Below are 20302 nucleotides of genomic sequence, written 5' to 3'. Positions count from 1 at the left end.
GATAGAGCAGGGAAATCTTGCGGGCCGTCGCTCAGTTCTGGCGCCACCTGGACTCGGAGTCAAACGCTGACAGGGCGGCGTGGCTAACGTGAAGAACCCCGGTCCCCACCTGGGGACCGGGGTTCGGTCGGAGCCTTTCCCCGTCTACGGGCCGCTTGCCCGTACGCCATAGGCAGGCTTCGGGAGGTCAACGGTCGCCTCGATGCCAGCGCTCCGGCCATCGGAGATCTTGATTCCTCCTGGCCAGTAACCGGCTTAGCCTACGCGGCCAAGGGCGGTCGATCGTCCGGCTCACTAGCCACTGCGACTGACGACGGGGCCATTGGTGTCACACCCTCTTCCGCTCGAAGGACTCTCACCAGGACGCCCGCACGAGCATTAGACACGCCGTACCCATCGTCCCGCATCGCGATGGCCAACGCGTCCCGCGACAGAGAGCGGCCGTCGCGGTGTAGCACGGCGCGGCCAGCCCGCGCCGCCGGAATCAGGTGGGCCACGGCGCGGATGTCGACCGGCGCGCTCCGGTGGCCCGGGTTGCCGGTACGCCCTAGCGCGGGGCGGGCCACGCCGCCCCGGGTGCCCGCCGCGTGTCCGGACGGATCGGACGGGCCGGTCGCGGACGGGCCGGCGTGGACCGTCTGCTCGGCGTGGACGGTCCCGGACGGTGCCCCATCGTCCCGTCCGGTCCGCTGGACGGTCCCGGGGACGTCCGGGACGGTCGCGGACGTCCGCTGATCGTCCCGGACGGTCGTCCGCTGATCAACGTTGGTGTGGTCGATCATGGAGAACAGCAGCTTGATCGAGATCAGCATGGACACCGCTGGCCAGCCGGCCAGGGCCTTGCCGATCGGGTCGGCGCCGCCCACCGCGACGTTCGCGGCGAGGCTCGCGGCGGTGCCGACGATGAGCGCCACCCACGGAATCCACCCGGTGGGGCGCCCGGCGCGGCGCTGCGCCACCAGGTAGAGGCTGGCCACGATTTCCAGCCCGTCCACGCTGATCGGGAACGCCAGCGACTTCCAACCCAACTGGTCATGATCGTGCGCCAGCTCGCGCATGTGGGAGAAACTGATCGCGCCCGCGACGACGGCCAACCCGGCGACGAACACCGCGGTAACGACCAACAAGGTCTTGTCGGTTCGAGTCTTGGTCATGGGATCACCTCCGAGGCGCTCATGGCCGACGCGAGCAGCGCCGACAGGGCATCGAGCACCCGCCGGGCGTTGTCGGCGGGCATGGACAGGTGCATGTCGCCCACCCGCACCCGCAGGTAGGGCTCACACAGCCACGGGGCGCACGCCTCCGTGAGCCATGCGGTCCCGTCCTGGACGGGCAGCCACTGTCCCGTGGCCAGGTTCAGCGGGACCGGGGCGGACCGGTGCTCGCCCCCGCCGGACCGGTAGCCGTTTGCTTGGCTGGCCGCATCAGCGGTGCACCGGGACCGGTCGCACCACGGCGGGTGCCGGTCGGCGCGAGCGGTTCGGGTCGGTTGTGGTTGAGGGTCGGTGTGTGCGTGGGTGCCTGTCATGACGTGAAGTCCTTTGCTGGCAAGGGGTTCAGAGGTCGCCCACCGGGGCGCCGGGCGCCGCATTGGGGGTTGGGGCGCTTGGCGGCGTGAGGCATGCCCCATCGGCCCGGCCCGCACGGCGGGCCAGGAAAGGTCAAGGGGGCGAGAAGACCGGCGAGCGGTCGATGGCGCCGCGCCGGTGTGGGGTGCGCGCGGACCGCCCGGGGCGCCGGTTGGGGTCACGGCGCGGCCTGGTCGGTCGCCAATGCGCGGGTGTCGATCGGCCCCGGTGCCGTACGCTGGATACGCGCCAACGGACCGGGCGAAGTAGGTGTCGGTGCCCGCCGTGCGGGTCGACCGGGTGCCGCTTATCGGATCAAACTGGTTCGATCCGAGCGGAAGTTTGTGGGTTAGTTTTCCGGGTTCGGCTTGCCCACGCCACCCATCCCCGCGACGCCGGCGACGGCGAGCGCGCTCGACGGGCGCCCCTCCGTCAGCAGGTGGCGCAGCTCGCCGACCGGCCCGTCCCGGCCGGTGAAATCCGGGATGTCCGGGGGCAGGAGCGCCGGCACGGCCGGCGCCGGCTCGGCGGTGGAGGACAGAGCCGCGGGTACCGGGTCGGCGCGCAGGATCATCCGCTCCAGCTCGGCGATCTCCCGCCCCGGGTCGAGCCCCTCGTACTCGGCGAGCAGGTTGCGGTACGTCCGGTAGCTCTGCAGCGCCTCGACCTGCCGCCCGGTGCGGTACAGCGCGGTCATCTGCCGCACCCGCAGCCGCTCCCGCATCGGGTGCGCGTCGACCAGCGGGGCGATCTCGGCGGCGACCACCTCGGCGCGGCCGAGCTCGAGCTCCAGGTCGGCGAGGTCTTCGACGGCGGTCAGCCGGCGTTCGGCCAGCCGGGCCCGGGCCGCCTCGACGAACGCGCCGGTGGCGTCGGAGAGCGGCTCGCCGGTCCACCGGTCGAGGGCGGCGCGCACCAGCCGTACGGCCTCCTGGTGGTTGCCCCGCGCGGCCGCGTCCCGGGCCAGCCGCACCCCGTCGTCGAAGCGGGCGGCGTCGACCTGGTCCGGCTCGACCAGCAGCTCGTACCCGGAGGGGCCGCTGTCGAGCACCTCCGGCGCGCCGACCTCGGCGAGGTGGGCACGGATCACGGTGACCGCGTTGTGCACCTGGGAACGGGCGGTGGACGGCGGCGTACCGCCCCACATCGCCTCGATCACGGCCTCGCGGGAGATCCGCCGGCCGAGGTTGATGAGCATGAGCGCGAGCAGGCCACGGGTCTGCGCGCGGGGTATCCGGTGTCGGCTGCCACGGACTGCCACGGTGACCGGTCCCAGCACCGTGAACTGTGTATGAGCTGTGTGTGCCACGTGTATGTGCGTTTGTATCACGGCCCCTGCGAGGCTAGAAAGCGCCCACGGGGTTCCCGCGCGCGTGCCCCTGCCCACCCTCGGTCACGTACCTCGGGGGAGTGCGACCCGGGGCTGGAGCAGGTAGGCGACGCGAAGCTGGGGGACCGCGGGAACCCCGTGCCGGCAGACCGAGTCAGGGCGCCCCGGGGATCGGGGCGCCCTGATCGTTGTCCGGCGACGGTCAGCGGGGGACGCCAGTCGGCGTCACCGACGTCGATCGGCACCTGCGCCTCGCTGGCCGGCCAGGTCATCGGCAGGCGGCCGGTGAACGGGCGCTTGCCGAAGAGCACGTCCGCCACGCCGGTTACCCCGACGTGACGAGGTCTTGACCTCAAGCCCGGTTGAGGTTGCAGACTCGCAGCTGTGCGAGCGGTGTGGCTGACCAGGTTTGGTGACCCTTCGGTGCTGGTCCCCGGCGACGCCCCGGATCCGGTGCCCGGCCCGGGGCAGGTGCTGATCGACGTGGCGTACGCGAACATCACGTTCGTCGAGACCCAGTTCCGGGCGACCGGCGACGGCCCGTTCAACGCCCGGCCGCCGTTCATCCCCGGCAACGGCGTGGGTGGCGTGGTCGCCGCGGTCGGCCCCGGGGCGGACGCCGGCCTGGTGGGGCGCCGCGTGGTCACCAGCCTCACCGGCACCGGCGGGTACGCCTCGCGGGTGGCGGTCGACGCTGTAGCCCCGTTCGAGGTGCCGGAAGGGCTGGCCCTGGACGACGCGGTGGCGCTGCTGGCCGACGGCCGTACGGCGACGATGCTCGTCCGCGCGGCCGCCCTCGCCCCGGGCGAACGCGTGCTGGTCGAGGCCGCCGCCGGCGGTGTGGGCGGCCTGGCGGTCCAGCTGGCCAAGGCGGCCGGCGCCGAGGTCGTGGCGGCCGCCGGCGGCGAACGCAAGCTGGCCCTCGCGCGCGAGCTGGGCGCGGACACCACTGTGGACTACCGCCAGTCCGGCTGGGCCGGTGGCGTCGGCGCCGTCGACGTCGTGCTGGACGGCGTGGGCGGCGACGTGGCCCGGGCGGCCTTCGAGCTGCTCGGCCCGGGTGGCCGCATGCTGAGCTACGGCCTGGCCAGCGGCGAGTGGGCGGCGATCCCGCCGGAGGCCGCGGAAGCCCGCGGCGTCACCCTGATCCGCCCCCGCCCGACCCCGCCGGAGCTGCGCGGCTACGTGGAGAGCGCGCTCGCCGAGGGCGCCGCCGGCCGGCTGCGGCCGGTGATCGGGCAGCGCTTTCCCCTGGAACGCGCGGCGGACGCGCACGCCGCGATCGAGTCCCGCGCCACGGTCGGCAAGACCCTGCTGGAGGTGCGCCCCTGACCCGGCTCAGTCGGGGAGCATGGGCATGGCCAGGCCGGGGTCGCGGCCGAGCAGCACCGCCCGGGTGACCGCGGACGAGCCGAAACGGTCGCGGACCGCGTCGACGGCGACGTCGAGCTCGGCACCGCTGCCCGGGTCGAAGGGGAGCATCAGCTGGACGGCCTTGCCGTCGTCGAGGTTGCCCACCGCGACGCCGACCAGCGTCACGCCGCGCTCGTCGATCATCGGCATGGCCGCCGAGAGCAGGCCGCGGAGGGCTTCGAGGATCGTGCCCGTATTGGACGTCGCCCGGGGCAGGGTGTGCGAGCGGGCCGCGCGGGAGAAGTCGTCGAAGCGCAGGCGCAGCATCACGGTGCGGCCCACCCGGCCGGCCGCGCGCATCCGCCGGGCCACCCGGTCGACCAGGCCGCAGAGCACGGCGTCGAGGTCGCGCGGGGTGCGCGGGCTGCGCCCCAACGCGCGCTGCGCGCCGATCGAGCCCCTCCGGCGGCCGGTCTGGATGGTACGGGGGTCGTGGTTGTGCGCCAGCGCGTGCAGGTGGCGGCCGGCCGCGACGCCGAGCATCGAGACCAGCGCCGCCTCGCCGATCCGGGCGACGGCGCCGACGGTGCGCAGGCCGCGGTCGCGCAGCTTGGCCGAGGTCACCGGGCCGACGCCCCACAGCCGCTCCACCGGCAGCGGGTGCAGGAACGCGAGCTCGCCGCCGACCGGCACGACCAGCAGACCGTCGGGCTTGGCCACGCCGCTGGCCACCTTGGCCAGGAACTTGGTCTTCGCCACCCCGACGGTGATCGGCAGGCCGACCTCGCGCCGGACCCGCTCACGGAGGCGGAGGGCGATCTCGCTGGGCGTACCAGAAATCTTGCGGAGGCCGCCCACGTCGAGGAAGGCCTCGTCGATGGAGATCCCTTCGACCGATGGGGTCGTGTCACGGAAGACCCGGAAGACGGCCTTGCTGGCCGCGCTGTAGGCGGCCATCCGGGGCTGGACCACGACGGCGTCGGGACAGAGCCGGCGGGCCTGGCGTCCCCCCATGGCCGTGCGCACACCGCGCGCCTTCGCCTCGTAGCTGCAGGCCAGCACGACGCCGCCACCCACGATGACCGGGCGGCCGCGGAGCCTCGGGTCGTCCCGCTGCTCGACCGAGGCGTAGAAGGCGTCGAGGTCGGCGTGCAGGATGCTGGCGCCCACGCGGACCATGTTCGCACACACGTTCTAATTCCAGAAGCGTGTCGAGAACGCCGGCGCGGCGCCGACCACCTGTCGAGAGGCGCCAGGAGGGCGCCGCGACCGAAGGACCTCCGATGAACGAGACGACCCCGCCGAAGGCCGGCACCCGGGAGTGGATCGGCCTGGCGGTGCTCGCGCTGCCGAGCCTGCTCGTCGCGATCGACCTCTTCGTGCTGCTGCTCGCGCTCCCCCACCTCAGCGCGGACCTCGCGCCGACCAACAACGAGCAGCTCTGGATCCTCGACGTGTACGGCTTCCTGCTGGCCGGCTTCATGATCACGATGGGTACGCTCGGCGACCGGATCGGAAAGCGGCGGCTGATGCTGATCGGGGCGGTCGGGTTCGTGGCCGCGTCGGTGCTCGCCGCCTACTCGACCAGCCCCGAGATGCTCGTCGCCGCCCGCGCGCTGCTCGGCATCGCCGGCGCGGCGCTGGGGCCGACGATGCTGGGACTGATCGGCGCCATGTTTCAGGACCCGCGCCAGCGGACCACCGCCATCGGCGTCTGGATGGTCTGCATGATGGGCGGCATCGCGCTCGGGCCGGTGGTCGGCGGCGTGATGCTGGAGCACTTCTGGTGGGGCTCGGTCTTCCTGCTCGGCGTACCGGCGATGGTGCTGCTGCTCGTGCTCGGCCCGATCCTGCTGCCGCCGGGCGGCGGCGACGGGCGGCACGGCGGGCGCCTCGACCTGGCCAGCGTCGGCATCTCGCTCGCGGCGATCCTGCCCGGGATCTACGGCCTCAAGGAGCTGGCCCGCAACGGCTGGGAGGTCGTGCCGCTGGCCGCGCTCGGGTTCGGCGTGGCGATGGGCGTGGTCTTCGTCCGGCGGCAGCGGCGGCTGGCCGACCCGCTGCTGGACCTGCGGCTGTTCGCCAGCCGGGCGTTCACGACGGCACTGGTGAGCATGCTCGTCAACACGATGCTGCCCGGGGCCACGATGGTGCTGCTCACCCAGTTCCTGCAGCTGGTCGAGGGGCTCTCGCCGCTGGACGCGGGGCTCGCGCTGGTGCCCGCCGCGCTCGCCGGAATCGTCAGCGTGCAGGTGGCGCCCCTGCTGGCCCGGAGGATCCGTCCGGCGCACCTGATCGCGGCCGGCATGGCGGTCGCGGCCACCGGGCTCGTGGTGGTCACGCAGTCGGGTACGGCGGTGGGGCTGGTCGCCGGGTTCGCGCTGATCAACTTTGGCACCGGGCCGCTGATCACGCTCGGCACCAACATCGTCATCGGCGCCGTGCCGCCGGAGAAGGCCGGGTCGGCGGCGTCGATCTCGCAGGTGAGCAACGAGTTCGGCTTCGCGCTGGGGATCGCGACGATGGGCAGCCTGGCCGCCGCCGTCTACCGGTCGGACGTCGCGGGCACCCTGCCCGCCGGCGCGCCGGCCGCCGCCCGGGACACGCTCGCCGGTGCCGCCGCCGCGGTGCCGCAGCTGCCCGGACCGCTCGGCGAGGCGGTGCTGGCGTCGGCGCGGGCCGGCTTCACCAGCGGGCTGCACGCGGTGGCCGCGGTGAGTGCGGTGCTGGTGGTCGGCGTGGCGGTGGCGGCGCTGGTGCTCTTGCGCCACGTGCCGACGGTGGGCTCACCGGCCGTCGCCGCCCCGGCCAAGGAGGCCGTGCCGGCCGCGTGATCGAAGCTCCGCCTTCCCCACGGCTGTGATCGAAGCTCCCCTCAAGTCGTTCCAGCGGCTTGAGGGGAGCCTTGATCACGCGCTAGCTGACCAGCTCGTAGCCCGCCTCGTCGACCGCCGCGCGGACCGCCGCGTCGTCGACCGGGCGGTCGCTGGTCACGGTCACGGCGCCGCTGGCGAGGTCGACCGCCACGCCGGTGACGCCGGGGATCTGGCCGACCTCGCTGCTCACCGAACCGACGCAGTGAGCACAGGTCATGCCGCTGACGGAGTAGGTCTTGGTCTCCATACCGGACACCATACCCCTACCCCCAGGGGGTACAAAGAGCGACGCCGCTCACACTGTGATCGAAGCTCCCTCCATGCCGTTCTAGCGACGTGAAGGGAGCTTCGATCACGGGTTACAGCACGATGCTGACCATCCGGCCGGGGACCACGATCACCTTGCGCGGGTCGCGGCCGGCCAGGTGGTCACCGACCGCGGCCAGCGCGGCCTCCCGCACCGACGCCTCCTCGGCGCCCGCGGCGACCTCCACCCGGCCGCGCACCTTGCCGTTGACCTGCACCGGGTACGTGACCGAGTCGGCCACCAGCAGCGCCGGGTCGGCGACCGGGAAGTCGGCGTACGCCAGCGAGCCCGAGTGGCCCAGCCGCTGCCACAGCTCCTCGGCGATGTGCGGGGCGAACGGCGACAGCATCAGCACCAGCGGCTCGGCCACCTCGCGCGGCGTGGCGGGCAGCGGGGTCACCGCGTTGGTCAGCTCGATCAGCTTGGCGATCGCAGTGTTGAAGCGCAGCTCGTCCATGTCGTTGCGCACGCCGTCGATCACCTTGTGCAGCACCCGGCGGGTCTGCGCGGAAGCGGGCTCGTCGACCACCCGCGTCGCGCCGCTCTGCTCGTCGACCACCAGCCGCCACACCCGCTGCAGGAACCGCTGCGAGCCGACCACCGCCCGCGTCTCCCACGGGCGGGAGACGTCCAGCGGGCCCATCGCCATCTCGTACACCCGGAACGTGTCGGCCCCGTACGCCTCGCACATCTCGTCCGGGGTCACCACGTTCTTCAGCGACTTGCCCATCTTGCCGTACTCGCGGAAGACCTCCAGGCCCTCGTAGAAGTACTTGCCGTCGCGCTCCTCGACCTCTTCGGCCGGCACCACGACACCCCGGGCGTCACGGTACGCGTACGCCTGGATGTAGCCCTGGTTGAACAGCCGCCGGAACGGCTCGAACGACGAGACGTGCCCCAGGTCGAACAGCACCTTGTGCCAGAAGCGCGCGTACAGCAGGTGCAGCACCGCGTGCTCCATCCCGCCGATGTACAGGTCGACTCCCCCACAATCGGGTTTGTCGCGGTCTCCGGTGTTTTCAGGGCCCAGCCAGTACCGCTCGATCTCCGGGTCGACCAGCGCCTTGTCGTTGCACGGGTCCAGGTAGCGCAGCTCGTACCAGCACGAGCCGGCCCACTGCGGCATCGTGTTGGTCTCCCGGATGTACTGCTTCGGCCCGTCGCCCAGGTCCAGCTCGACCTCGACCCACTCCTTGGCCCGGGACAGCGGCGTCTCCGGCTCGCTGCCGGCGTCGTCCGGGTCGAAGGTGCGCGGCGAGAAGTTGTCCACTTCGGGCAGTTCGACCGGCAGCATCGAGTCGGGCAGCGCGATCGGCAGGCCGGTCTCGTCGTACACGATCGGGAACGGCTCGCCCCAGTAGCGCTGGCGGCTGAACAGCCAGTCGCGCAGCCGGTACGTCACCGCGCCCTGGCCGACGCCGCGCTCCTCCAGCCACTCGACGATCCGGGCCTTGGCGTCCGCGATGCCCAGGCCGTCCAGGAAGCCACTGTTTGTCGCGGGGCCTTCCCCGGTGTACGCCTTGCCGTCGAAGTCGGCCGGCGGCCGCACCGTGCGGATGATCGGCAGCTCGAAGACCTCGGCGAACTCCCAGTCGCGCTCGTCCTGCCCGGGCACCGCCATGATCGCGCCGGTGCCGTACCCGGCCAGCACGTAGTCGGCGATGAAGACCGGGATCCGCTCCTCGTTGACCGGGTTCGTCGCGTACGCCCCGGTGAAGACGCCGGTCTTCTTGCGGCTCTCCGCGGTCCGCTCCGCCTCCGTCTCCCCCGCGATGGCGGCCCGGTAGGCGGCCACCGCCTCGGCCGGGGTCGCGTGCCCACCGGTCCAGGCCGCCTTGGTGCCGGCCGGCCACGACTCCGGGACCAGCCGGTCGACCAGCCCGTGCTCCGGCGCCAGCACCATGTACGTCGCGCCGAAGACCGTGTCGGGCCGGGTGGTGAAGACCCGGATCGGGGCGACGCCCGTCGGGAACTCGATGTGCGCGCCGGTGGAGCGGCCGATCCAGTTGCGCTGCATCAGCTTGACCGGCTCCGGCCAGTCCAGCGTGTCCAGGTCGTCGACCAAGCGGTCACCGTACGCGGTGATCCGCATCATCCACTGCTTCAGGCTGCGCTGGAAGACCGGGAAGTTGCCGCGCTCGCTGCGCCCGTCCGGCGTGACCTCCTCGTTGGCCAGCACGGTGCCCAGGCCGGGGCACCAGTTGACCGGCGCCTCCGATATATAGGCCAGGCGGTAGCCGTCGACGACCTCGCGGCGCTCGACCGGGGACAGCTCACCCCAGGGGCGGCCGTCCGGCGTGGGGCGCTCGCCGGCCTCGAACGCGGAGATCAGATCGGCGATCGGGCGGGCCCTGCGCTGGTCCGTGTCGTACCAGGAGTTGAAGATCTGCAGGAAGATCCACTGCGTCCACCGGTAGTACTCGACGTCGGTCGTCGCCACCCAGCGCCGGCTGTCGTACCCCAGGCCCAGCCGGCGCAGCTGCGCGCGGTACCGCTCGACGTTCGCCTCGGTGGTGATCCGCGGGTGCGTGCCGGTCTGCACCGCGTACTGCTCGGCGGGCAGGCCGAACGCGTCGAACCCCATCGGGTGCAGCACGTTGTAGCCGGCCATCCGCTTGTACCGGGTGTACGAGTCGGTGCCGATGTAGCCCAGCGGGTGGCCGACGTGCAGGCCGGCGCCGGACGGGTACGGGAACATGTCCTGCACGTGCAGCTTCGGCGCGCCGGCGCGCGGGTGGCCGGGGTCGGCCAGGCCGCCGGTCGGGTTGGGCGCGTCGAACGTGCCGTGCGCCTCCCAATAGTCCTGCCAGCGCGTCTCTATCTCGCCGGCCAGGGCGGCCGTGTATCGGTAGGGCGGGATGTCCGCCGCAGCCTCTTCGCTCATTTTTCTACCTCCAGGGCCATTCTCGTCAGGGCAAAGCCGAACCTGCGCAGGGGCATGAAAAAGCCCCTCACACAGGAGGGGCTGCCGCGCTGTCGACGGGGGCGTCGATGGCGCGGCTAGGTAAGAAGCAGGAAGGCCCTGGCCATGACGGCAGTGTACTACGCGGCCGTCAAGACCGACTCGGCGAATTCCACCGACAGGGCTAGCCTGTGCACATGCGGGTGGTCCGTCACAACCCGGCCTGCACTCCCGCGAACCATACGGCCACCCTTGCGTATCTATATGGGAAGCCGTGGTAAACGAGGAGGAGGCCCGTGACACAACCATCCTGGGACCAGCTTGGCGGCCCCCTGTCCGGCACGGAGTTCCGTGCCGCCAGTGACGCCATCGTGGCCAACATCGAGCAGGTCATCGAGGGCAAGACCGCTACGGTGCGCCTCGCGTTGGCCGTCCTGCTGGCCGAGGGTCACCTCCTGATCGAGGATGTCCCCGGCGTCGGCAAGACGAAGCTCGCCAAGGCGATGGCCCGGTCGATCGACTGTTCGGTGCGGCGGATCCAGTTCACCCCCGACCTGCTGCCCAGCGACGTGACCGGCGTCAGTGTCTACAACCAGGAAACCCACGACTTCGAATTCAAGCCGGGTGCGGTGTTCGCCAACCTGGTAGTCGGCGACGAGATCAACCGGGCCTCGCCGAAGACGCAGTCCGCGCTCCTGGAGAGCATGGAGGAGCGGCAGGTCACCGTCGACGGCACGACGTACGAACTGCAGACGCCGTTCATGGTGATCGCGACGCAAAACCCGATCGAGATGGAGGGCACCTATCCCCTCCCCGAGGCGCAGCGCGACCGGTTCACCGCGCGGATCGCGATGGGCTACCCCGACCCGGGTGCCGAGCTCGCGATGCTCGACGTGCACGGCACCAGCGACCCGATCGTGGCGCTCAAGCCGGTCTCCGACGCCTCTACCGTCCGTCGGCTCATCGCGACCGTACGTGAGGTGCACGTCGCCGACGCCGTCAAGCAGTACGCGGTGAACCTGGTGACCGCCACCCGCGAGGCCCCCGACCTCCGGCTCGGCGCGTCCCCCCGGTCCACGCTCCAGCTGCTGCGCACCGCCCGCGCGGTCGCCGCGCTCGAAGGGCGCGACTACGTGCTCCCCGACGACCTGCAGACGCTGGCCGTGCCGGTGATGGCGCACCGCATCATCCCCACCGCGGACGCGCAGCTGGCCCGGCGCACCACCGACGCGATCATCGCGGACATCGTGCACCGGCTCCCGCTCCCCCACGAGCGCCAGCGCTCGCCCTACGACAACCGGCCGCCGGCGGGCGACGGGCGGGCCCAGTACGACCCCCGGAGGGGCTGACCAGTGCGTGAGGCACTGCGCGGGCTGACGACGCGCGGCCGGTCGTTCCTGGCGGCCGCCGCGGCCGCCGCAGTCTCGGCGATCATCCTCGGGGAGAAGGACCTGCTGCGGGTCGCGATCCTGCTGGCGATCCTGCCGCTGCTGGCCGCCGCGTACGTCGGGCGCAGCCGCTACCGGCTCGCCTGCAGCCGCTCGCTGGAGCCGCACCGCGCGCCGGTCGGCGCCAGCGCCCGCGTGGTCCTTCGCCTACAAAACATGTCCCGCCTGCCCACCGGCACGCTGCTGCTGGAGGACCGCCTGCCGTACGCGCTGGGCAGCCGCCCGCGGGTCGTCCTCGAACGGCTCGGCGCCCGCCAGGCCAGCTCCGTGGCGTACACGGTGCGGGCCGACGTGCGCGGCAAGTACGAGGTCGGTCCCCTGGTGGTGCGGCTGACCGACCCGTTCGGGCTCTGCGAGCTGAGCCGCTCGTTCCCGAGCGTCGACCGGCTCACCGTGATCCCGCAGGTGCACGCGCTGCCCACCGTCCGGCTCGCCGGCGAGTACGCGGGCGCCGGGGACAGCCGGGCCCGTTCGGTGGCCGTGCACGGCGAAGACGACGCGGCGACCCGGGAGTACCGGCGCGGCGACGACCTGCGGCGCGTGCACTGGAAGTCGACCGCCCGCACCGGCGAGCTCATGGTCCGCCGGGAGGAGCAGCCCTGGGAGAGCCGGGCCACGGTCGTGCTCGACACCCGGCAGTACGCCCATCGGGGCGAGGGGCCCACGGCCAGCTTCGAGTGGGCGGTGTCGGCGGCGGCCAGCGTCGCGGTCCACCTGCGGCAGGCCGGATACAAGCTGCGCCTGGTCACCGACACCGGCATCGACGCCGAGGCGGCCGAGGAGGGCGAGGGGATCCTGCTGGACCACCTCGCCGACGTACGGCTGGAGAAGCGCGGTGACGTGGCCCAGCTCGTCGAGGCGGTGCGGAGGCGCTCCGACGGCGGCCTGGTGATCGCGCTGCTCGGGGCGCTGACCAGCGCAGAGGCCGAGCTGCTGGCGGGACTGCGGAGCAACAACGCGACCTGCCTGGCGTTCCTGATCGACTCGTCCACGTGGCTCAGCCTGCCGCCGGAGAGCCGCGCCGAGGCGAGCCGGGCACACGGCGCGGCCGCGCTCGGCCTGATGCGGAGCGGGTGGCGCGTGGTGGGCGTGTCCCACGGCGCGAAGCTGCCCGCGCTCTGGCCGCAGGCGGCCCGCGGGTCGCAGGGCTTCGCGTGGCGCGCGGCGATGGCGGAGACAGTGGGTATCGGCCCCGGGGGCCACGGCACGAACGGAGCCCGCGGGCCCGGGAGGGTTAGGTAGCTGTGCGTGATCGGCATTTGGGCTTCGTCGCCGCGGCGGCCACACTGCTCGCGGCGGCTCCACTGTCGACGATCTTCGAGCGGTGGACCTGGCTGATCCAGTGCGCGGTGGCGGTGGCGCTCGTCGCCGGCGCCGCCACGCTGGCCCGCTCGCTGCGCGCGCCGCTCTGGGCCCAGCTGCTCGGCATGGTGGCGACGCTGACCCTGGTGCTGACGCTGATGTTCTCCAGCGGCGAGGAGCTGCTGGCGATCATCCCCATGCCCGGTACGTTCGCCCACTTCGGCCAGCTGATGAACTTCGCGGTCGACGACATGCGCTCGTACGGCGTGCCCGTACCCGACCGGGTCGGCCTGCAGTTCCTCACCGTGCTCGGGGTCGGCTCGGTGGCCATCCTGGTCGACCTGCTCACCGTCGCCCTGCGCCGCCCCGCGCTGGCCGGCCTGCCGATGCTGGCGATCTACTCGGTGCCGGTCGCCGTGTACACCGACAGCGTCCACCCGCTCCCCTTCGTCATCGGCGCGGTCGGCTTCCTGTGGCTGCTGGTCGCCGACAACGTCGACCGGGTACGGCGCTTCGGCCGGCGGTTCACCGGCGACGGGCGCGACGTCGACGTGTGGGAGCCGTCGCCACTGGCCGCGGCCGGCCGCCGGCTGGCGGTGGTGGGCGTCGCGCTCGCCGTGCTGCTGCCCCTCGCGGTCCCCGGCATGACCAGCGGCCTGCTCGCCAACTTCGGCGCGGGCGGCTCGGGCCCGGGCGGCAACGGGCGCGGCACCGGCGGGCGGGTCGACCTCTTCGCCAACCTGAGCGGCGAGCTGAAGCAGACCGACGACCGCGAGATGGTCAAGGTCACCACCAACGACGACCGGCCCCAGTACATCCGCTTCGGCGTCGCCGACGAGCTGACCAACGACGGCTTCCGCAGCGGCCGGCGCGCCGCCAGCAGCCCGCTCAAGGACGGCCTGCCGCCGTTCCAGGACCCGGGCGCGGGTGTGAACACCGGCCGGTTCCGGGCGACGCTCGAGGTCACCGAGGACTTCGACATGGGGCTGCTCCCCATCTACGCCACGCCGGTCGCGATCGAAAACTTCAAGGGCACCTGGTTCTACGACCCCAACCAGCAGGTCGTCTTCGCCAGCCGGTCGTCGGCCCGGAAGCAGAAGTACACAGTGGAGTACATCCGGGCGTCGTACACCGCGAGCGCGCTCCGGCAGGCCGACCCGGTGCCGCAGCAGGACCCGATGGTCGAGCAGTACACCGCGATGCCGAGGAACCAGCAGGTACAGGAGCGGGTCGACGAGCTGGTCCAGGGCAAGAGCACGCCGTACGAGCGGGTGCGGGCGATATACGACTTCTTCTCGGTGAAGAACGGCTTCTCGTACAGCCTGCAGACCGAGGGCGGTACCGGCGGCAACGCGATCGTCGACTTCCTGACCAACCGGCGGGGCTTCTGCCAGCAGTACGCGGCCGCGATGGCCTGGATGGTACGGGCGGCCGGCATCCCGGCGCGGGTGGCGTTCGGCTTCAGCAGCGGCAGCAACCGCCGCGACGGCGACTCGTTCACGCTGACCAACAAGAACCTGCACGCCTGGACCGAGGTGTACTTCGGCCCGAGGTTCGGCTGGGTGCCCTTCGACGCCACGCCCGCCGCGTCCGTCGCGGGCTCGATCCGCTCCGACTACGCGCCGGACGTCGACGCCACCCCGGAGGTCGAGCCGAGCACCAGCACGAGCGCGGGACCGGCGCCGAACGTGCCCGGCGGCACCGTCGGCCCGCAGGACGACACCAACGACTCGGCCGACCTCGGCGCCGGCGTCGGCTCGACCACGCCGACCACGCCCAGGTGGCCGTGGTTCACGATCGGCGCGGTGATCCTGCTGCTCGCCCTCCTGGCCGTACCGGCCTTGCGGCGCAGCCTGCTACGCCGGCAGCGCCAGTCCGCCGGCGGCGGTGCGCCCGCGGCCGCGGCGGGTGCGGGCGGCGGCCCGGGTGACGGGCCGCGCATCGTGGTCACCGACGTGGCGGCGGCCGGGCGCGCCCGGGAGGACGCGCACGCAGCCTGGGCCGAGCTGCTCGACACGATGGTCGACTACCGGGTGCCGATCGACCTGACCGAGACTCCCCGCGCCACCGCCGACCGCCTGGTCCGGGGCGGGCTGGTGGACGGCTCGTCGGCCGAGGCGGCGCGGCTGCTGGGGCGGGCCGAGGAGCGCGCCCGGTACGCCCGCGACCCGTTGCAGGCCGGACGGCTGGGTGAGGGCCTGCGGGCGGTGCGAAAGGCGCTGGCCAGCCGGGCCAACCGCCGCACCCGCCTGGCCGCGCGGCTGCTGCCGCCGTCGGTACTGCTGCGGTGGCGGCAGGCGATCGTGGAGAGTTCGATCCGTACCGTCCTGACCTCCGGTCGCATGCGCGACGGGCTGCTGCGGTGGAGCCCGCGCCGCCTGCTGACCCGCCCGTCCCGCTAGTGCGCTGGCCACCAACGTTCACCGGGTGACCGGCGGCCTTCGGCCGCTGGTCACCCGGGCCGGCGAAGCCGGCAAAGGTTAGTGGCCAGCGCACTAGCGATTCCGGGCTACCCGCGACGTCTGCGGTCGTCCGGACCGTTGCGCGGGGCCCCGGGGAACGTGGAGCGCAGCGGAGCGTTTTCTTGGGGTGCGTTCCCGCGGCCGCACCCTCCGCGTCCCCGGACCCTTCGGGCCAGCCGCGCGAGTGCGGCGGGCCCGGAGGGGGTAGATCGTGGTACGTAGCTGCCTCTGGAGGGGCACCGACGTACCACGATCTGATGTCGTAGCTGGCACCGTGACGCCGGCTGCGGCCGCGGCGCCCCGGCCGACGCTCGCGCTGGGGCCGCCATGGCCCCGCGGGATCGGTTCAGCCGGCGATTCCCCGCCACTGCTCGCGCCGGCCGGCGGCCGCTGCCGCCTGCGGGAGGGCGGCGTGGGCCGGCCTGCCGGGAAGCGCGTCAGGAGGCGGACCTCAGGCCGTGGAAAAGGCAGATGCCTCGCCGGTGCCAAGGAGGGCACGGCGAGGGCGCGGAGGAAGATCGGAAACCGGGGCAGGATTCAGCGGCGGTGGACCGTCTCGCGGGAGGAGGTCAGCGATGGCCTTCCGGCCGCTGACGCCACCTCTCCTCCAGCCGGTCGACGAACGACATCCGGCGGCCGCGGGTGCGGCGGGATGTGCTGCCTCCCACGACGCGAAGGTCGGGCGACTGTGCCTTGCGGTGCGAACGCATCGCGAACGCCGCGGCGCCGAGCATGACCACGAACCCCGCCACGCCGAGCAGGGTCAGCTCTGTAACCGTGCCGTAGACAACCAACGCGAGACCGACCGCGATCACGCCGACAGCGAGCAGCAGACGACGGCGCGCATGGAAGCGCGGGTCACTGGCGCGCACGGCCGAGGCAAACTTCGGATCCTCGGCCAGCGACTGCTCGATCTGCTCGAACAGCCGCTGCTCATGCTCAGAGAGCGGCACGGCACTCCTCCCCGGTCACGTAGGCCGGCCCGGGCGGACCGACAGACCGTGGCAGCCACAACCGACTGCTTACCCGCCAGTCTACGAGGGGCTTCGCGGCTCGGAAAGCGGGACGACCCACGGCCTGAGTGATTTTCGGTCCACCGCAGGTCACCGGGGCGCAGAGCGCAGGTCACCGACACGCAGAAAGCCGGTCACCGGCCGTCTGAATTACCAGGATCGGCGCGGGGAGAGTCGGAAAGCGGACAAGCCGGGCGGAGGAGGCTCGCCGGGCGGATCACCGCTCGGCCGAACTTGGCCGCGGCCGCGTCGGCGGCGGCCTCGGCGTCGCGCCAGCCGTGCTCGGGCTCGCCCAGTGCGGGCTGCCTCGGGGTGGCACCGGCCCCGGCCAGCCCTTCGACCCGCACCCCGATCAGGCGGATCGGGTCGACGCCACGCGCAGCGGCGCCCGACGCCGGACCCGCTCCGCCCGCGCCGGAACCCCGGCGGGCCTCGCCGGCACCCGACGCCGGACGAGCGCCACCACCCGACGCCGGACGAGCACCAGCACCGGACGGCCGGCGGCTGCCGGCCTCCGACTGAAGCGCCTCCCACAGCGCCCAGGCCGTGTCGAAGACCTCGCGGGCCACGTCGGTCGGGCCGGGCAGCGTGCGGGAACGGCTGATCGTGCGGAAGTCGGCCATCCGCACCTTGATCGAGACCGTGCGCCCCACCTGGCCGGAGCGGCGCAGCCGGGCGCCGGTCTTTTCGGCCAGGGAGAGCAGCGCGCGGCGGATCACGGCGGGATCGGCCACATCTGTGTCGAACGTCACTTCCGCCCCGATCGACTTGTCGACCTGATCCGGCGTCACCCGGCGCGGGTCGCGCCCCCAGGACAGCTCGTGCAGGTGGGCGGAGGCCGCCTCGCCGAGCGCGCTGCGCAGCATGCCGACCGGTGCGCGGGCGACATCGCCGACGGTGCGCAGGCCAAGGCGGCCCAGCGTCTCGGCGGCCCGCTCCCCCACGCCCCACAGCGCGGCCACCGGCAGCGGGTGGAGGAACTCCAGCACCTGGTCGGCCGGCACCACGATCAGCCCGTCGGGCTTGGCCCGGGTCGAGCCGAGCTTGGCCACGAACTTGGTCGGCGCCACCCCCACCGAGCAGGTCAGCCCCAGCTCACCCCGGACCCGCGAGCGGATGAGGCGGGCGATGCCGGCGGGCGGGCCGAGCAGCCGCCGCGCGCCGGCCACGTCGAGGAACGCCTCGTCCAGCGACAGCGGCTCGACCAGCGGGGTGACGTCGCGGAAGATGCCCATCACCGCGCGGGAGGCGGCCGTGTAGGCGGTGAAGTCGGGCGGGATGAACACCGCTCGGGGGCACAGGGCCCGGGCGCGGGACGTGGGCATCGCGCTGCGTACCCCGTACTCCCGGGCCTCGTAGCTGGCGGAGCTGACCACGCCGCGCGGGCCGATCCCGCCGACCACGACGGGCCTGCCCTTCAGCGTGGGGTCGCGGTGCACCTCGACCGACGCGTAGAACGCGTCCATGTCGACGTGGAGGATGGGGCTGCCGGTGTCGTCACCCTCCGGCCCGAACCGCGAATCGCCGCGCGGCACCGCCTGGCTACGACCCATACGCGCAGGCTAGACCGCCCGTACGACAATCAGCGGGACCATCATCTCGGCCGCCGTGTACGAGCCGTGGTAGGCGACCAGCTTTGCCACCGTCTCCGGCTCGTGGGCGGTCGCGAGCACCGCGCAGAGCCCGTGGCTGGCCACCACGACGTCACCGATGCGGCCGAGGTGCGCGCTGGGCACCGGCCCGAACAGGCCCGCCTCGACCACCTCCTCGCGGGGTGCCACCCAGGCGTCCTCGCCGAGCACCTCGCGCCACGCGGCCACCACGTCGTCGCGGGCGCCGGGGAGCGTGTGGAGGTACCGCACCCGCGGCTCGCCGGCGACCAGGCGGAGGCCGGCGCTGAGGCGCGGGTCGGCGTCGAGGTCGTACCGCCCCTCGTCGGGCACGTCGAGCTGGCCGTGGTCGGCCGTGACCAGCAGCGCCGCGTCGGCCGGCAGCCCTTCGACCAGGCGGGCGAGCACCCCGTCGAGCTCGGCGACCGCGGCCCGCCACTCCGGCGAGTCGACGCCGAACCGGTGTCCCGCCGAGTCGACCGTCGGGTGGTAGCCCACGACCAGCGACCGCCCGCCCACCGCGAGCCCGTCGAGCATGCCGGTGACCAGCGTGTCCGGGTCGGGCGCCGCGCGGTAGTCACCGCCCCGCCAGGCGGCGAGGGTGAGGCCGCTGCCCGCGTACTCGGGGCGGCTCACCATGGTCACCGCGACGCCGGCCGCCCGGGCCACCGCGAGCCGGCTCGGCACCGGCTGCCACGCGGACGGGTCGGGGTCGTTCCACCACTGGGTGTGGTTGAGCACCCTGTCGGTGCCGGGCACGTTGACGGTGAAGGCCAGCAACCCGTGCGCGCCGGGCACGGCTCCCGCGCCGATCGACGCGAGACCCGCCGGCGTCGTCGAGGGAAAGACCGAGGTCAGCTCCGTGGCGGCGGGCGCCACGTCGGCCAGCGTCGGCGCGTGGGGGGTCGCCAGCGGGATCTGGTACGACCCGAGGCCGTCGACGACGAGCAGGGCGATCCGCCGCACGCCGTCGAGCCGGGCGGTGAGGCCGAGCGGATCCGGCGCCTCCGGGACCCCGAGGACGGCGAGCACGCTGGGCAGCAGCTCGGCGAGGCTGGCCCGCCCGTAGGCCGGCCGTACGAACTCCAGCGGCTGGGTCATGACGACGGGCGGCGGGCGAAGAGGTGGAGCTGGGCGGCGATGTCCCGGTACGGCGGGTAGGCGGCAGCCGCCATCTCCAGCTCGACCACCGCCTGCGGGTCGGCGTCGGCAACCGCCGCGGGCAGGAGGTCGGCGAGGACCCGTACCCCGTGGATCTCGGAAACCTCAAGCCCGGCGGCGCGCAGCAGCGCGGCGGCGGTCTCCGCGTCGTAGCGCCGCCGCAGCGTGTCCTTGGGCCCGGCGCATCCGTGCCGGTCGGCGAGGAGCGCGGCGGCGCCGGCGAGATGGCCGTTGACCGCCCGGCTGAGCACCGCGGCGGCCTTGCCGGCGACGAGCACGCTGGCCGCCCCGCCCGGCCGCAGCGCCGCGGTGACCGCACCCACCACGCCCGCCGGGTCGTCGACGACCTCCAGCACGGCGTGGCACAGCACCAGGTCGGCGGCGCCCGGCTCGACGAGGCCGGCGAGCGCGTCACCGTCGCCCTGCACCGCGCGGACCCGATCGGCGACCCCGGCCTCCGCGGCCCGGCGGGTCAGCGCGGCGAGCGCGTCCGGGCTGGCGTCGACCACCGTGACCCGGTGGCCGTCCTCCGCGAGCGGCACGGCGAAGCCGCCGGTGCCGCCGCCGACGTCGAGCACGGTGAGCGGGCGACCGCCCTGCCGCTCGATCTCGCGGCGCAGCGCCGCCCAGACGACGGCGGTGCGTGGTCCGCCGCGCTGTGCGCGAGTCAACTCCATGCCTACCCCGCTCCGTCGCTCGGCGCGCGTCCACCGCCGTGGTCGAGGTCCGAAGCCTCGCGACTCCCGCTCATGCCTACCCCGCTCCGTCGCTCGGCGCGCGTCCACCGCCGTGGTCGAGGTCCGAAGCCTCGCAACCGCACCCAACGAAAACGCTGCCCTGCGCTTCGCGCCGCTCCGCGTTTCCGCCGGGGCCCGCACTCCCGGTCATGGCCGCAGCCTATGCCAGGGGTCCGCACCACAGGTGGCGGAGCCCCACGGCCTCCGCCACCAGGCTGTCAACTGTAATCGCG

At 73.3% G+C, this 20302-nt stretch carries 15 protein-coding genes and 1 pseudogene; 5 read left to right on the top strand and 11 right to left on the bottom strand.

All coding sequences use genetic code 11. The features are described 5' to 3' along the window. Positions 1 to 260: 260 nt before the first annotated feature. From RB614_RS15535 to RB614_RS44300, 4 genes and pseudogenes are all read right to left on the bottom strand, one after another. Positions 261 to 1154, bottom strand: coding sequence for a DUF2637 domain-containing protein (locus RB614_RS15535; protein WP_308713200.1), 894 nt, complete (start codon positions 1152 to 1154; stop codon positions 261 to 263). Then, positions 1151 to 1528 (bottom strand): hypothetical protein, encoded by a 378-nt coding sequence (locus tag RB614_RS15530; protein ID WP_308713199.1) that lies wholly within the window; start codon positions 1526 to 1528, stop codon positions 1151 to 1153. Before RB614_RS15530 ends, RB614_RS15535 begins: the two co-directional genes overlap by 4 nt. Positions 1529 to 1917: 389 nt before the next feature. Then, on the bottom strand, positions 1918 to 2847 hold the full coding sequence (locus RB614_RS15525; protein ID WP_308713198.1) for an AfsR/SARP family transcriptional regulator: 930 nt from the start codon (positions 2845 to 2847) through the stop codon (positions 1918 to 1920). Between the two features lie 47 nt (positions 2848 to 2894). Continuing rightward, a pseudogene (locus tag RB614_RS44300) lies at positions 2895 to 3221 on the bottom strand (hypothetical protein); the annotation flags it as partial. Positions 3222 to 3282: 61 nt separating this feature from the next. On the opposite strand from RB614_RS44300, the gene RB614_RS15520 reads away from it, so the two are divergent. Beyond that, complete coding sequence (locus RB614_RS15520) at positions 3283 to 4230, top strand: zinc-binding dehydrogenase (RefSeq protein ID WP_308713197.1); 948 nt, start codon at positions 3283 to 3285, stop codon at positions 4228 to 4230. 6 nt (positions 4231 to 4236) lie between these two features. On the opposite strand, the gene dinB (RB614_RS15515) is transcribed toward RB614_RS15520, so the two are convergent. Then, on the bottom strand, positions 4237 to 5430 hold the full coding sequence (dinB, locus tag RB614_RS15515) for a DNA polymerase IV (protein ID WP_308713196.1): 1194 nt from the start codon (positions 5428 to 5430) through the stop codon (positions 4237 to 4239). 104 nt (positions 5431 to 5534) lie between these two features. Here dinB (RB614_RS15515) and RB614_RS15510 point away from each other — a divergent pair, with 104 nt between their 5' ends. After that, positions 5535 to 7085: an MFS transporter gene (locus tag RB614_RS15510; protein ID WP_308713195.1), complete on the top strand. Its 1551-nt coding sequence runs from the start codon at positions 5535 to 5537 to the stop codon at positions 7083 to 7085. Positions 7086 to 7167: 82 nt separating this feature from the next. On the opposite strand, the gene RB614_RS15505 is transcribed toward RB614_RS15510, so the two are convergent. Then, complete coding sequence (locus tag RB614_RS15505; RefSeq protein WP_308713194.1) at positions 7168 to 7374, bottom strand: heavy-metal-associated domain-containing protein; 207 nt, start codon at positions 7372 to 7374, stop codon at positions 7168 to 7170. Positions 7375 to 7486: 112 nt separating this feature from the next. Further along, the gene (leuS, locus tag RB614_RS15500) at positions 7487 to 10318 is read right to left on the bottom strand and encodes a leucine--tRNA ligase (RefSeq protein ID WP_308713193.1); all 2832 of its coding nucleotides are present in this window, start codon (positions 10316 to 10318) and stop codon (positions 7487 to 7489) included. Between the two features lie 314 nt (positions 10319 to 10632). Here leuS and RB614_RS15495 point away from each other — a divergent pair, with 314 nt between their 5' ends. The 3 genes from RB614_RS15495 to RB614_RS15485 are packed head-to-tail and all read left to right on the top strand — an operon-like array spanning position 10633 to position 15488. Beyond that, on the top strand, positions 10633 to 11685 hold the full coding sequence (locus tag RB614_RS15495) for an AAA family ATPase (RefSeq protein ID WP_308713192.1): 1053 nt from the start codon (positions 10633 to 10635) through the stop codon (positions 11683 to 11685). A gap of 3 nt (positions 11686 to 11688) precedes the next feature. Further along, positions 11689 to 13026, top strand: a complete 1338-nt coding sequence (locus RB614_RS15490) for a DUF58 domain-containing protein (protein WP_308713191.1) — start codon at positions 11689 to 11691, stop codon at positions 13024 to 13026. A 2-nt stretch (positions 13027 to 13028) separates the two neighbouring features. Continuing rightward, positions 13029 to 15488, top strand: a complete 2460-nt coding sequence (locus RB614_RS15485; protein WP_308713190.1) for a transglutaminase TgpA family protein — start codon at positions 13029 to 13031, stop codon at positions 15486 to 15488. 629 nt (positions 15489 to 16117) lie between these two features. Here the strand turns inward: RB614_RS15485 and RB614_RS15480 are convergent. The 4 genes from RB614_RS15480 to RB614_RS15465 all read right to left on the bottom strand — a co-directional run bounded on the left by RB614_RS15480 (position 16118) and on the right by RB614_RS15465 (position 20009). Next, on the bottom strand, positions 16118 to 16501 hold the full coding sequence (locus tag RB614_RS15480) for a DUF3040 domain-containing protein (protein WP_308713189.1): 384 nt from the start codon (positions 16499 to 16501) through the stop codon (positions 16118 to 16120). Between the two features lie 194 nt (positions 16502 to 16695). Continuing rightward, positions 16696 to 18114 (bottom strand): DNA polymerase IV, encoded by a 1419-nt coding sequence (dinB, locus tag RB614_RS15475; protein ID WP_308713188.1) that lies wholly within the window; start codon positions 18112 to 18114, stop codon positions 16696 to 16698. Positions 18115 to 18123: 9 nt separating this feature from the next. Then, positions 18124 to 19272 (bottom strand): alkaline phosphatase family protein, encoded by a 1149-nt coding sequence (locus RB614_RS15470; protein ID WP_308713187.1) that lies wholly within the window; start codon positions 19270 to 19272, stop codon positions 18124 to 18126. Next, positions 19269 to 20009, bottom strand: coding sequence for a methyltransferase domain-containing protein (locus RB614_RS15465; protein ID WP_308713186.1), 741 nt, complete (start codon positions 20007 to 20009; stop codon positions 19269 to 19271). The genes RB614_RS15470 and RB614_RS15465 overlap by 4 nt, the downstream gene beginning before the upstream one ends. Positions 20010 to 20302 lie beyond the last annotated feature (293 nt).

Origin of the sequence: Phytohabitans maris (genome assembly GCF_031085175.1) — a bacterium.
GTDB lineage: Bacteria > Actinomycetota > Actinomycetes > Mycobacteriales > Micromonosporaceae > Phytohabitans > Phytohabitans maris.
Note: the sequence above shows the minus strand (reverse complement) of the source record. Positions and strands in the feature narration are given on the sequence as shown.

Excerpts from the sequence above, each read along its gene's own strand:
- dinB (WP_308713196.1), bottom strand. The coding sequence starts at position 5,430 with ATGGTCCGCGTGGGCGCCAGCATCCTGCACGCCGACCTCGACGCCTTC.
- RB614_RS15505 (WP_308713194.1), bottom strand. The coding sequence starts at position 7,374 with ATGGAGACCAAGACCTACTCCGTCAGCGGCATGACCTGTGCTCACTGC.
- leuS (WP_308713193.1), bottom strand. The coding sequence starts at position 10,318 with ATGAGCGAAGAGGCTGCGGCGGACATCCCGCCCTACCGATACACGGCC.
- RB614_RS15470 (WP_308713187.1), bottom strand. The coding sequence starts at position 19,272 with ATGACCCAGCCGCTGGAGTTCGTACGGCCGGCCTACGGGCGGGCCAGC.
- RB614_RS15535 (WP_308713200.1), bottom strand. The coding sequence starts at position 1,154 with ATGACCAAGACTCGAACCGACAAGACCTTGTTGGTCGTTACCGCGGTG.
- RB614_RS15465 (WP_308713186.1), bottom strand. The coding sequence starts at position 20,009 with ATGGAGTTGACTCGCGCACAGCGCGGCGGACCACGCACCGCCGTCGTC.
- RB614_RS15510 (WP_308713195.1), top strand. The coding sequence starts at position 5,535 with ATGAACGAGACGACCCCGCCGAAGGCCGGCACCCGGGAGTGGATCGGC.
- RB614_RS15530 (WP_308713199.1), bottom strand. The coding sequence starts at position 1,528 with ATGACAGGCACCCACGCACACACCGACCCTCAACCACAACCGACCCGA.
- dinB (WP_308713188.1), bottom strand. The coding sequence starts at position 18,114 with ATGGGTCGTAGCCAGGCGGTGCCGCGCGGCGATTCGCGGTTCGGGCCG.